12 protein-coding genes are annotated in these 13,059 nt (G+C 48.5%); 2 read left to right on the top strand and 10 right to left on the bottom strand.

Going from position 1 to position 13,059, the window contains the following annotated elements; all coding sequences use genetic code 11:
- Positions 1-23: 23 nt before the first annotated feature.
- A complete protein-coding gene (locus tag ACM67B_RS03330; RefSeq protein ID WP_100564161.1) occupies positions 24-1,238 on the bottom strand; it encodes a sugar MFS transporter in 1,215 nt (404 codons plus the stop codon).
- Between the two features lie 215 nt (positions 1,239-1,453).
- Between ACM67B_RS03330 and ACM67B_RS03325 the strand changes: the two genes are divergently transcribed.
- Positions 1,454-1,870, top strand: a complete 417-nt coding sequence (locus tag ACM67B_RS03325) for a YqaA family protein (protein ID WP_416190143.1) — start codon at positions 1,454-1,456, stop codon at positions 1,868-1,870.
- 73 nt (positions 1,871-1,943) lie between these two features.
- Here ACM67B_RS03325 and ACM67B_RS03320 read toward each other — a convergent pair whose 3' ends face one another.
- From ACM67B_RS03320 to ACM67B_RS03290, 7 genes are all read right to left on the bottom strand, one after another.
- Complete coding sequence (locus ACM67B_RS03320; RefSeq protein WP_416188878.1) at positions 1,944-2,717, bottom strand: IS3 family transposase; 774 nt, start codon at positions 2,715-2,717, stop codon at positions 1,944-1,946.
- A 23-nt stretch (positions 2,718-2,740) separates the two neighbouring features.
- The gene (locus tag ACM67B_RS03315) at positions 2,741-3,097 is read right to left on the bottom strand and encodes a helix-turn-helix domain-containing protein (RefSeq protein ID WP_416188879.1); all 357 of its coding nucleotides are present in this window, start codon (positions 3,095-3,097) and stop codon (positions 2,741-2,743) included.
- Positions 3,098-3,191: 94 nt separating this feature from the next.
- The gene (locus ACM67B_RS03310; RefSeq protein ID WP_416190142.1) at positions 3,192-4,385 is read right to left on the bottom strand and encodes an amino acid aminotransferase; all 1,194 of its coding nucleotides are present in this window, start codon (positions 4,383-4,385) and stop codon (positions 3,192-3,194) included.
- Positions 4,386-4,638: 253 nt separating this feature from the next.
- Complete coding sequence (locus ACM67B_RS03305) at positions 4,639-6,117, bottom strand: hypothetical protein (RefSeq protein ID WP_416190141.1); 1,479 nt, start codon at positions 6,115-6,117, stop codon at positions 4,639-4,641.
- A 74-nt stretch (positions 6,118-6,191) separates the two neighbouring features.
- Complete coding sequence (locus ACM67B_RS03300) at positions 6,192-6,839, bottom strand: HAD family hydrolase (protein WP_416190140.1); 648 nt, start codon at positions 6,837-6,839, stop codon at positions 6,192-6,194.
- A gap of 125 nt (positions 6,840-6,964) precedes the next feature.
- Positions 6,965-7,792: a ferritin-like domain-containing protein gene (locus ACM67B_RS03295; RefSeq protein WP_416190139.1), complete on the bottom strand. Its 828-nt coding sequence runs from the start codon at positions 7,790-7,792 to the stop codon at positions 6,965-6,967.
- A gap of 128 nt (positions 7,793-7,920) precedes the next feature.
- Entirely contained in the window at positions 7,921-8,940 is a 1,020-nt protein-coding gene (locus tag ACM67B_RS03290; RefSeq protein WP_416190138.1) for a porin family protein, read from the bottom strand.
- Positions 8,941-9,327: 387 nt separating this feature from the next.
- Here ACM67B_RS03290 and lolA point away from each other — a divergent pair, with 387 nt between their 5' ends.
- Positions 9,328-9,948 carry an outer membrane lipoprotein chaperone LolA gene (gene lolA / locus ACM67B_RS03285; RefSeq protein WP_373752951.1) on the top strand — a complete coding sequence of 207 codons (621 nt, stop codon included), beginning with the start codon at positions 9,328-9,330 and terminating at the stop codon, positions 9,946-9,948.
- Between the two features lie 77 nt (positions 9,949-10,025).
- Here lolA and trmA read toward each other — a convergent pair whose 3' ends face one another.
- Together trmA and pta are read right to left on the bottom strand one after the other, a co-directional pair.
- The gene (trmA, locus tag ACM67B_RS03280; RefSeq protein ID WP_416190137.1) at positions 10,026-11,123 is read right to left on the bottom strand and encodes a tRNA (uridine(54)-C5)-methyltransferase TrmA; all 1,098 of its coding nucleotides are present in this window, start codon (positions 11,121-11,123) and stop codon (positions 10,026-10,028) included.
- A 299-nt stretch (positions 11,124-11,422) separates the two neighbouring features.
- Positions 11,423-12,955, bottom strand: a complete 1,533-nt coding sequence (pta, locus tag ACM67B_RS03275; RefSeq protein ID WP_416190136.1) for a phosphate acetyltransferase — start codon at positions 12,953-12,955, stop codon at positions 11,423-11,425.
- Between the last annotated feature and the right edge of the window lie 104 nt (positions 12,956-13,059).

Here is a 13,059-nt window from a genome sequence, read left to right as displayed (position 1 = left end):
GGCCTTTTGAAAACAAACCGGTTTTATGCTTCATCGGCTTTGTAGCCTTTTACTGCAAAGAAGACGATGTACACATAGCAGATTGCCGATACGATGTAAGAAGGCAACAGGCCATAAGTATCGGCCGCCCAACCTTGTACCACCGGTACAATCGCACCACCCACAATCGCGGTACAAATCACACCGGAAGCGGTACCGGTGAATTTGCCCAAACCTTTGGTTGCCAAAGAGAAGATGGTCGGGAACATAATTGAGTTAAAGAAACCAATCAGCAACAATGCCCACATGGTTACAGCACCACCGCCTGCCAAAATCGCAATAATAATCAACGAAATGGCTACAGTTGCATTAAAGGCCAGATATTTGTTTGGCGCAATTTTGTTCATCAAAGCAGAGCCGACGAAACGACCCACCATCGCGCCGCCCCAGTAAATCGACAAGTATGCTGCGCCAGTACTGTGGTTCAAGCCGGCCAAGGCTTCCAAAGCGTTAATCATCATTGAGCCGATGGCTACTTCCGCACCCACGTAGCAGAAAATACCGGCCGCACCAAACACCATGTGTTTGTATTGCCACACGCTGGTTTTACCGTCGTGATTGGCTTCGGTTTCTTCTTGAGCAATTTTGCGCGCATCCGGCAACTTAATCATGGCAACAGCCACCGCCAGCAACAACATAAAGCCGGCCAAGCCCAAGTAAGGGATTTGTACAGAAGAAATGCGCTCGGCTTCAGAAGCAGTCGCATCCACAAAAATCAACATCGCACCCAGCGGCGGCGCAATCATGGTCGCCAATGAGTTAAACGCCTGAATCAGGGTCAGAGTGGTTGACTCTTTACCTTTTGGCGCAAGCAAGGTTACATAAGGGTTACCCGCCACTTGCAGCAACACGATACCGCTGGCCAAAATAAACAAAGCACCCAAAAATACCGCATAAGAGTGGCTGCCGGCAGCCGGATAAAACAGCAAACAACCTACCGCCGCCACCACAAAACCACCAATCACACCGGTTTTGTAGCCGAATTTTTCAACAAAATGACCCATCGGAATCGACATAATCGCATACGCGCTGAAGAAGCAAAATTGAATCAACATCGCCTGCACATAGGTCAGGTTGAAAATTTCTTTCAAATGAGGAATCAAAATATCATTCATGCAGGTGATGAAACCGAGCATGAAGAACAGAGAACCCAATACCGTTAAGGCTGGGGTATTGCCTTTATGAGTTTGCGCAGACATGAGGTGCCTTTCGTCTTATTGTAATCAAATTAAATTAATACAGTTAACTTACGTTAATTTAAGATGAAATCATACTTATATTTTGTTATTTTGCAAACCATTATTTCTGCAATTTTGTCAGAATTGCCATAAAATTGTGGTAAATCAAATAATATTGTTGTTTGAACTGCTTACAGCCCACTTTCATCGTTATATTCCTACAGAATAATTTCAACATGTCTTTACTTTACGCTTACATTGCCTTGGCTTTTTCCGCTTTCACTTCCGCCACCATTTTGCCCGGCACATCCGAAGCTGCGTTTGCCGTATTTGCGCACCAATTTCCTGTTCATGCTTGGGGTGGATGGCTTTGTGCAGGCTTATTTAATGGCTTGGGCAGCATGGTTTCATACGGCATGGGGCGATTGCTGCCCGATAAAAAAAGGCCGTCTGAAAAAGTGATGCGTTGGTTTGAACGCTATGGTACATGGACGCTGTTGCTGGCTTGGGTACCGATTATCGGTGATGCCCTGCCGATTGCCGCAGGTTGGTTAAGATTAAATTGGCTTAAATGTGCTGTGATTTTATTGATTGGCAAATTATTACGCTATGCAGTGATTTTGTGGGGCATACAAGGGCTGATTGCGGCGTAAATTTAAAATACTAAAAGGCCGTCTGAAACTTTTTGAACTGTCCCCCAATTCTTGGACAAATTAAAAATCTTTCTCAAACAGCCTGTTCAAGCTGGGTCCTGTAAGCCACAGGACTCAGCTTTTTTAAATTCAAACTAATACGTTCATAATTGTAGTAACGTATGTAATCATCTATCACTTTGGTCAACTCTGCCACCGATAACACACCTTCCTGATAGAAGCTTTCCACTTTTAATGTCCCGAAGAAACTCTCCATCGGTGCATTGTCCCAGCAATTCCCTTTGCGCGACATGCTCTGCACAATGCCTTTCTCCGCCAGCTTTTCCCGATAAGCCTGAGTTCGGTAAAGCACACCTTGGTCAGAATGCAGCAGCGGGGTCTGCCCTTTCAGACGGCCGAATGCCTTATCCAGCATCTGCATGACCATCTTGCTGTCCGGCTTTCTACTGAGCTCATAAGCCACAATCTCACGATTGAATACATCCAATATCGGCGATAAGTACAGTTTGCCGTCGGTGCATTTAAACTCGGTCACATCGGTCAACCATTTATCTCCCGCTTTATCAGCAGTGAATGCACGCTTAAGGATGTTTTTCGACGTCTCTCCTATAACTTGCGGACGATAGGATTTTTTGTTGCGCACTTTGGCTTTCAAACCCAATAATCCCATAATACGCTGCACTTTCTTTTTATTCCACGATAATACAGCTCCAATCCGCCGTTGGCCGTAGCGACCTTTGTGTTGGTGATAAACTTCACTCACCGCCGCTTTGGCTTCCATATCGGGATCGGATTTACCGATGTGGTAGTAGAAACTGCTTTTGGGTATGCCGGCACTGTGCAACAAGTATTTCAGCAGGTGCTTCGCCCTCAGCGTTTGAACGGTTTCGCAACTTTGGTGGCGTTCTTTTCGTTGAGGGCTTTCATGTGCTTTAGGTAGTCGATCTCCGCCCTCATGTAGCGTAACTCTTCAATCAGCTCTGCCTGAGTTTTTTCATGGTCGGGTTTGTCGACGATAAAGGGATTGTTGCGTTTGGTCTGCGTAGTCTTCATAAGCGTAGCCTGTGGGTGCTGAAGTGCGGCTATACCGCCTTGACGGTAGGCGGCAATCCAACGGCGCAGGTGGGTGCGTGAGACGTTGAAATGGTCTGCGGTACGCTGTTGGCTGTGCACTTGATGGTAATGGAGTACGGCTCGGTATTTGAAGTCTAGTGTATATTTGGACATAAGAAAACTGCACCTTTTTAAGTTGGGGGGAAGTGTCCAACTTTTGGGGTGCAGTTCATTTCGTTTCAGACGGCCTTGATCATATCGGAAATGCTTACAGCACGTTCACAATGCTTTCACACAAATAGTCGATATTGTCATCGGTCATGCCGGCCACGTTGATGCGGCCTGAGCGCACGATATAGATGGCAAATTCATCTTTTAAACGGTCAACTTGCTCTGGGGTTAAACCACTAAATGAGAACATGCCGTTTTGTTCGATAATAAAATCAAAATCTTGTGTCGCGCCTTTGGCTTTCAACAATTCAACAAATTCCTCACGCATGGCTTTGATGCGGCCGCGCATTTCGTCGAGCTCGGCAATCCATTGCGCTTTCAAATCCGCATCTTTCAACACCAGCGCGATGGTATTGGCGCCGTGTGAAGCCGGATTCGAATACAGTGTGCGGATGATGGTTTTAACTTGGCTGTGAACGCGGTTGGCGATGTCTTCATTTTCCGCCACCACGGTGAACGCACCCACGCGCTCGTTGTACATGCCGAAGTTTTTCGAATACGAGCTGGCAATCAGCAATTCTTTATTGCATTTCAAGAAGCTGCGTAAACCATAAGCATCTTCTTCCAAACCGTTGCCGAAGCCTTGGTAGGCAAAGTCAAACAGTGGCAACCAGCCTTTTTCCGCCGACATTTTCGCCAGTTTATCCCATTGCTCAGGCGTTGGGTCGATACCGGTCGGGTTATGGCAGCAGCCGTGCAGCAGCACCACATCGCCTTTTTCGGCTTGGTTCAAGTCTTCAATCAAGCCGTCCCAATCCAGCTTGTGTTCGGCCGCGTTGTAATAGCGGTAATCGCACACTTCAATGCCGACAGCTTTGAAAATGGCATTGTGGTTCGGCCAAGTCGGATTGGAAATCCAAACCTTTTTGACGTCCAACTGGCGTTTGGCCAATTCGGCAGCCACGCGCAATGCACCGGTGCCGCCCAAGCTTTGTGCGGTTTTAGCACGGCGGCTGGCGATGATTTCGTGGTCGGCGCCAAACAACAGAATCTGCGTTTGCGCATTGTATTCGGCCACACCGTCGATGGTCAGGTAGTTTTTGCTGGTTTCGGTGTCCAGCAAGCGTTTTTCCGCTTCTTTTACGGCTTTGACAATCGGGGTTTCGCCTTGGGCGTTTTTATAGACGCCGATGCCGAGATTGACTTTTTCAGGGCGGGTTTCGGCTTTAAACGCTTCGCCCAAGCCCAAAATCGGGTCGGCAGGCGCGGCTTGAATGGTATCAAAAAACATGTGTTTGCTCGCTTTGATTTGAAGAGTATCGCGGATCGTTTGGATAAAGTCACGGCACATTTCTGCCCGACTTTAATTCAAGTTTAACCCGCCATAAAAAATGATAATGTGAAACAGTAACCCTTAAAATTTTACGCCTTTTCAGGCCGTCTGAAAACCGGATTTCACTTTATGCCGACAAACTGCAACCTTTTTGCTGCAATCTTTTTACCACAAAAAAAGCACACTTCAAATCAGTGTGCTTTTTTGAAATTCAAGCGCGGTTGCTGTATTTATAGCCCAAGGTTTCGGCTTCTTCGATGGTGTGGACATACACATCACCATTAGCCATATCCATGCGTACCAAATCATACGGCTCCCATGCACCTTGGCGGATTTCTTCGTATTTGGCCGGATTTTTATCCGCTAAATAAGGCAGGAAATATTTTTTGCTGCCGCGTTTGCCGGTATGACATTTCACCAGCGGATACGGCTGCACCGTTAAATCATCCAGCAGCAACACGCCCTGCTCTTGCGCATAAGCCGCTACCTGCTCGGATAATTTCGGTTTGGCGGCCAACACTGCCTGCACATCACCGCGAATAGTGCGTTTATCAATGATGCTCTGCATGTTTTTCACGATGCGGTCGATGACATTATTGACATTGGTTTTCGCCACCACACCATCGCTCCAATATTTGGTTTGCACGAAATGAGTGATACCGTCTTTTTCGCAAATCAAATCAATGCCGCGATTAGAATTGGCCACGCCTTCGGTTAAGCCGTAATATTCCACGCGCCAGCCTGCACGTTCGTAAAGATAGCCGATATAGCGCTCATAACGGTCACCTGCTTCGCGCTTAGACAAATTGCGGCGGTTGGCATATTCCCATAATTTATGCTCGCGCCCCTTAAGTGCATCTACATCAACTGCCATGCGGGGCGCATCGGCAGCAGTAAAATCAGCCGGAAATACGACGGCACGCAGTGGTGCGGTTAGTGTATTACGCTCTACGGCAGCAACGGCTGCTTGTGGCGTTGTTGATGCAACGGTTTCAACTTCAACCGCATCTTGGTCAGCAACAGACAAAGTTTCGGCTTCGGCCAATGCTGCTTGATTGGATGCCACTTCTTTTACTTCAGCCGCTTGATGATTTTCAGACGGCATCTCTTGTGATGGTGTTTCAGACGGCGTTTGATTAAATATTTCGGTTTCAACAGATTCTACTGCTTCATCATCCTCTTCATCATCTTCGCTTGGCAATTCTTCTTCCACAATCAAACGAGCGTGGCGTTCGAGCAATTCGCTGAACGCGTCCGTCCATTGGCGCCATTCTGGCGAGGCAACTGAATCACCGTATTTTTTATAGAATGCTTCTTCAAAATACATGCGGTATTTGGTCTGCTCTTTACAAATTAGGGCTTCTTCATCGGTAGAAAATTCCGATTTGATTTGCAGTTTGGCCTCCCATTCTGATACTTCACGTTCAAATTCAGTATAAACCGCTTTAATATTATGTAAAGCATCCTCAGAAATATCCGCTCGATTTTGTTCTAATGACACATCTGTATGATTGGCACCCACCGCCACCTGCATTTTTTCTTTCGCCGCCTGACGCGACAACGCATTTTCCTGCTCGAGCTGCTTTTCGGCCTCAAGCTTGGCTTTTTTACGTCGTTCCGCCCAGCTCAATATCACGGCCAAGGCCACAATCAGTAATACAATCAACCCTATGATTAAAATAACATCCATTTTAGATACTTTGTTTTGTATGGTTTAATTTATGCTAAAGGCCGTCTGAATCTTTCAGACGGCATTGGTTTGTTTTACAAAATCGCCAATAAATCCATCGGCGTATCAATACGCGCGTCTTGCAACCACGCTTCTGTGTCGTCGGTTTCGGCGATATAGCCCCAATTAACCAACACTGCTTTCATACCGGCATTTTTGGCTGCCTGCATATCGCGTTCGGCATCGCCCAAATATACGCAATCTTCCGGCTTCACACCGATTTGCTCGCAGGCGTGCAACATCGGTTTCACATTCGGCTTGGCCACGCCACAAGTATCGCCGCTCACCACCACCGCAGGCGGCACGGCAAAACCAAGCTTAGGCACCAACTTATCAGTAAACTGCGCCGGCTTATTGGTGATGATGCCCCATGCCAAGCCGCGTTTATCGAGTTCGCGCAGTAAATCGTTTACCCCTTCAAACAACACGGTTTCATCGGCGTAGCATTCATCATAGCGGTCAAGAAAAGCCTGCCGCCATTGCGGATGCTCGGGATGCTCGGGCGTGATACCCGCGCCCATTTTCAGCAAACCATTGGCACCATGACTGGCAAACGGGCGGATTTCATCCATCGTTTTCTCGGCCAAACCATTGGCGCGCAGTACAAAATTCAATGCACCGCCCAAATCCAGCGCGGTGTCGGCAAGTGTGCCGTCTAAGTCGAATAATACGGCTTGGGTCATGAATCTTCCTTATAAAAAAAGGCCGTCTGAACAGATGTAAACTTCAGACGGCATATTTTAACAGATTTTAATGATGTTCGCCCTGCGCATATCGGCAACCGTTTTACAAATGGCACACTTGCTTTTCAGACGGCCTTTCCTGCCTTCAAGCTCTGCTCAAAATCTTCCAGCATAGCCAGTTCAAACGCACTAAAACCTGCCTTTTCCCGCGCTTCGATATTCACATAGCCACGGAAAATAAACATATCGTAACGCGCAATCAATTGGCGGAATAAAGCAATCGGTTCCAAACCGCGCTCACGGCATAAATACTGATACCAATGATTACCAAATTGCACATGGCCGACTTCATCGCGGTAAATGATGTCCAACACGGCACACGTTTCCGCATCGCCGCGCTGCTCCACTTTCGCACGAATCCCCGGTGTCACGTCCAAACCACGCGCTTCCAACACGCGCGGCACCAAGGCCATACGCAGCAAAGGATCATAAGCGGTTTTATAGGCCATGTCCCACAAATGGTTGTGTGCCTCAAAATCGCCATAATCAAAACCATAATGGCGCAAACGATCGCGCATCAGGTTGAAATGGTAAACTTCTTCTTTCGCCACCTGTATCCAATCGCGGGTAAACTGCGCCGGCATCAGGCGGAAACGGTAAGCCGCATCTAAAGCCAGATTGATGGCATTAAATTCAATATGCGCAATCGCGTGCAACAGCGCACCATACCCTTCCGGCGTGGTCATCTTGCGCGGCTTTACCGCCGAAGCAGGCACCAAATCCGGCTTTTGCGGCCGACCGGCAAAACGAAAGTCCAAAGGCGGATGTGTGCCGTCATCGATTAACTCGGCATGTTGGATTTCGGCAAACAATTGATTGGTCAACGCGCTTTTCTCATCGGGATCATTGAATAGCAAAGCACGCTCAAGCAAAGCATAAGGGCTGTAAGGCATGATGTTTCTCAAAACGATGGAAGCCTTATTATAACGCGATATGTTTTCAGACGGCCTTCACAAATGCCGTCTGAAAACTCATAAAAAACCGGCTCTTTTCAGAGCCGGTTGGTTTTCATCGCAAGCGATTAGAATTTGTATTGCGCACCGATACCCAAGTAGTCGGCACCTTTCCATTTCACGCCATCATCGCCGTTGCGTTTGAAGTAGTGATCGTAGTCGGCACGAACTGCCCAGTTATCAGTCAGGTCGTAAGTTGCGCCTACACCTGCAGTAGCACGGGCTTTGGTTTCTTTATCACCATCACCACGTTGCTGCACAGCGGCCACACCGGCTTTGGCAAACAAGCGTGCTTTATCGGTGACATTGGCACCGGCAGTCAGACGTGCAGCGGCAGTGTGGTTACGCACTTCTACGCTGTCTTCACCATCAACAGATTGATATTTGAGTTTATCGCCACCTTGGTAGTAAACTTCCGCGCCCAACAAATCATTGAATTGCGCACCCACACCGATTTGGCCGGCGGCAACAGTATCGCGATCGTTAAAGTTGTGGTCGGCTTCGCTGGTTGAAATACCATCACGCAAAGCACCAACGCTACCGAATACATAAGGGCGTACACCACTTGATTGGGTTGCAGCAACCACAGGGGCAGCTACCACAGGGGCAGCAGCAACCGGAGCCGGTTTAGGCGCAGGAATTGCTACCGGACGCGGTGCATTGCCAGAGAACCAGTTGTCACATTGTTTCATCGAAGCGCGAACCGGCTTGCCTGCAGCATCCAAATACACGTTTACGGCCATATCCGGGCTGTAAGGCACATATTTGCCTTGCAACGCTTTTGATACGCCATCGCGACCCAATTTGTGGCCAACACCCAAGTCACATGCGCCCAAGCGGTATTGCGGGCCTAAATCTTTCAAAGTGGCTGTTTGCACAGACGCTTCACCGGCGCGTTTCAAAGCCGGTTTGTGCGTGAAAGATTCATAAAATTTAGCGGTGCCGTTCAACACAGCGGCATCACATTCGGCTGCGGTATCGTAGCCTTGGTTGCCATGGGCATCAGTCACCATGCCTGCTTGTGCTTCCAGAGAAACAAAAGAAACACCAATTGCAGCCAAAGCGGCCAAAAGTTTCGTATTTTTCATATTCAACGCTCCATATAATTGGAAAAATAAGCCACCGCCATGCCTAATGGATAGCAGCAACTCATGCAATCATCTTAATACGGCGTTTTTTATTTGGCTAATTTCTACCGCCAAAACATGACAAACCACAGCCTAAATTGGCGCGTTTGCAACAAATTCTCAATCTTAAGATTCAGTAAAGATGCTGATAAATCGACAAAATACGCCATTTTTGCAGTTAAAAAAATGTGAAAAAATATCCGCTTACCCACATAAAAACAACCAAGATTCAACTCCCTAAACCCAAATTCACACCTTTACAAAAATTAAATGCACATACCGCCCCTTGTAAGCCACGAAATTACGCCTATACTTAAGCCATCTTCCCCTAAACGAAGGAAACGCAGTATGAAACAACAAACCCTTTTGAAATGGATTGCAGCTGTCGGCATGAGCGCAGCCATCGGCTTGGCTCAAGCAGGTGCAGTGGATGCCCTGAAAAAATTCAACAGCGATTCAGACGGCATCAGCGGCAACTTCAGCCAAACCGTCAAAAGCAAAAAGAAAACCCAAACCACCCACGGCACTTTCCAAATTCTGCGCCCGGGTCTGTTTAAATGGGAATACACCAAGCCTTACAAACAAACCATCGTGGGCGACGGCAAAACCATCTGGCTTTACGATGTCGATTTAGCCCAAGTAACCAAATCATCACAAAACCAAGCCATCGGCGACAGCCCTGCCGCGATTTTGTCCAACAAAACCGCACTCGACAGCAGCTACACGCTGAAAGAAGACGGCTCAGCCAATGGCATTGATTACGTTTTGGCCACACCGAAGAAAAACAACGCCGGCTATCAATACATCCGCATCGGCTTCAAAGGCGACACCTTGGCCGCCATGCAATTGAAAGACAGCTTCGGCAACCAAACCACGATTAACTTCAGTGGCTTGAACACCAAACCTAATCTGTCGCGCAACGCATTCAAATTCACTCCGCCTAAGGGTGTTGATGTGTTAAGCAATTAATTTATTTAAGTTTAAAGGCCGTCTGAAAGATTTCAGACGGCCTTTTGATGTATATCCTGTGGTTTTAGCAACTTACCTTAAGCCATGCGTTGTGTTTTCCGTTTCAACAACACACCACTTTCAATATGGTGCGTAAACGGAAATTGATCGAACAATGCCGCGCGTTCGATGCTATGGGTTTGCGTAAGCTTCTCGAGATTGCTGCGCAAGGTTTCGGGATTGCAGGAAATGTAAATCACGTTGTCGAATTGCGCCACGAGTTTCAACGTTTCGTCATCAATACCGGCGCGGGGCGGATCGACGAAAATGGTGGAAAACTGATAATCCGCCAACACCACGCCCTGCTCTTGCAGGCGGCGGAACTCGCGGTTTTGGGTGTAGGCTTCGGTAAATTCTTCGGCCGACAATCGGGCAATTTTGACGTTGTGGCTTTGGTTGGCTTCAATGTTCCACAGCGCGGCGTTGACCGATGTTTTCGAGACTTCGGTCGCCAATACGCGTTGGAACTGCTTGGATAAAGGCAGGGTAAAATTACCGTTGCCGCAATAAAGCTCAAGCATATCGCCGCCCAAACCTTCTGCGGATTCACACGCCCATGCCAGCATTTTTTCGCACACGCGCGCATTGGGCTGGGTGAAGCTGCCTTCGATTTGGCGGTAATGAAAATCCTGATTGCCGACACGCAAGGTTTCTGTGACGAAATCTTGGGTCAACACCAGCTTTTGCCCACGGCTGCGGCCGATAATCCACACGCCCAATTGCTCTTGCAAGGTACGTGCAGCAGCTTCCCATTCGGCATCGAGCTTTTTGTGGTAAATCATGGTAACCAACATTTCGCCGCTAAGCGTGGCCAAAAATTCAACTGCGTACCAACGGTTTTTCAAAATCGGCTGTTCGTTGACTGCGGCAATCAGGTGCGGCATCAAAGCGTTGATGGCGGTATCGGCGGCATCAAATTGGTCGCAACGCACCAAGCTCGCGCCGCTGGCCTTTTGCCCGCGCTCGAACATGGCGTAAAAAATCTCGTCACCTTCGTGCCATACGCGGAATTCGGCGCGCATACGGTAATGCTGTTCCGGCGATTCAAATACTTGGATTTCGGGAAAATCGAATCCTTGGAATAATTCTGTCAAATAGCGGATTTTGTCGTTTAACTGCTGTTGGTAAGCGCTCATTCTTTTTTGGCTCTGTGTAGGGATTAGGCTCGGATTATAACCCAATAGGCCGTCTGAAAACATGGCTTCAGCTTTTGGGATAATTTATTGCTTATTATTTAAGCAGCTTAATTTTCTCTTTTGTTTTCAAACCATCATCTGATTTATCCACAAGGATTACACAGAAAATTCGGCCGGGAATTGGGATAGATTGCACCACATATATGTGGATATAGTCGTTTAAAACCAATTATGCCAAACAAAAAGCCGTCTGAAACTTTTCAGACGGCCTTGATGAAGTTTATCGCGATTTCAAGCGATTAGGCTTCCATTTGCGCTGCTTGGATGGCAGTCAGCGCGATGGTGTACACGATGTCGTCAACCAATGCACCGCGCGACAAGTCGTTTACCGGTTTGCGCAAACCTTGCAGCATTGGGCCCACGCTCAATACGTTGGCATTGCGTTGAACGGCTTTGTAAGTACAGTTGCCGGTGTTCAAATCCGGGAACACCAACACAGTCGCCTGACCAGCAACCGCGCTGTTTGGCGCTTTGGATTTGGCCACGCTTGGTACGGTAGCGGCATCGTATTGCAATGGGCCGTCAATCGCCAAATCAGGGCGTTTTTGTTGCGCGATTTGGGTGGCTTGTGCCACGGCTTCTACGTCAGGGCCGGCGCCTGAAGTGCCAGTTGAGTAAGAAATCATCGCGACTTTCGGCTCGATACCGAAGGCTTTGGCTGAATCGGCAGACTGAATGGCGATGTCGGCCAATTGTTCAGGCGTTGGGTTCGGATTCACCGCGCAGTCGCCATAAACCAAAACTTGGTTTGGCAGCAACATGAAGAAAATGCTCGATACCAAGCTTGCGCCCGGTGCGGTTTTAATCAATTGCAATGCAGGGCGGATGGTGTTGGCGGTGGTGTGTACTGCGCCGGAAACCAAGCCGTCCACATCGTTTTGCGCCATCATCATGGTACCCAAAACTACGGTATCTTGCAGCTGCTCACGCGCCTGCTCTTCGGTCAGACCTTTGCTCTTACGCAATTCGCACATCGGCGCAACGTATTGCTCGATCAAATCGGCAGGATCGATGATTTCCAAAGAATCCGGCAAGTTGATGTGGCGCTCTTTGGCCACGGCTTCCACTTCAGCACGCGGCGCCAGCAATACGCAGCGGGCAATGCCTTTTTCATGACAAATCGCCGCCGCTTGCACGGTGCGCGGTTCAGCACCTTCCGGCAACACGATGCGTTTGTTGGCTTTGTGGGCGGTGTCCATCATGTTTACGCGGAATTGCGATGGTGATAAGCGGTTTCTACCGCGGTTGGCCAATTCGTTCACATCGCCCAATTGCTCGGTTGAACCAAAGAAGGTCAAACCGGTTTGCTCGGCAGCGGCTTTACCCACGCCCGGTGCGGCATTGTCCAACACGAAACCGGCCAATACGCCCGGCGCGGTGATGTAAGATTGCTTAGCCAGATTCAATTTTTGCACGATGTCGTCAACGTCGGTTTCGCACAATTCGTTTTCTTCGTCGCACGCGCCCACGGCAAACACCACCGCTGCATCCAACGACAAGGCCAATTCAAAGTTTTTGGTGGCCAAGAATACTTTATCCGCATTTGGACGAATGCCTTTAATGACCACGTTTTCCGCGTTCATTTCGCTGATTTTGCCCACCAGCGCGTCCAACCAGTCGTCGCTTTTACCTTGCGCCAACAGCTTTTCGCCAAAGCCGTTTTCATCTAATGCGCGCAGGGCTTGGGCATTCGGCAATGCATCCGCCAAAGCCTGAGTGGTCGCCCAGCTGTCGATGCGGGCGGAAACGGGTACAACCAATACGTTTGACATGTTTGTTCCTTTTCGTGGGGATAAAAAAGATAAATTCGCGCCCATTTTAGCACTTCAGCGCAGCGGTTTACACCGATTACAACGGAATTTCAGGTTAAATCGAC

It is taken from the genome of Neisseria sp. CCUG17229 (genome assembly GCF_047839235.1).
GTDB classification, from domain to species: Bacteria; Pseudomonadota; Gammaproteobacteria; order Burkholderiales; family Neisseriaceae; genus Neisseria; species Neisseria brasiliensis.
Note: the sequence above shows the minus strand (reverse complement) of the source record. Positions and strands in the feature narration are given on the sequence as shown.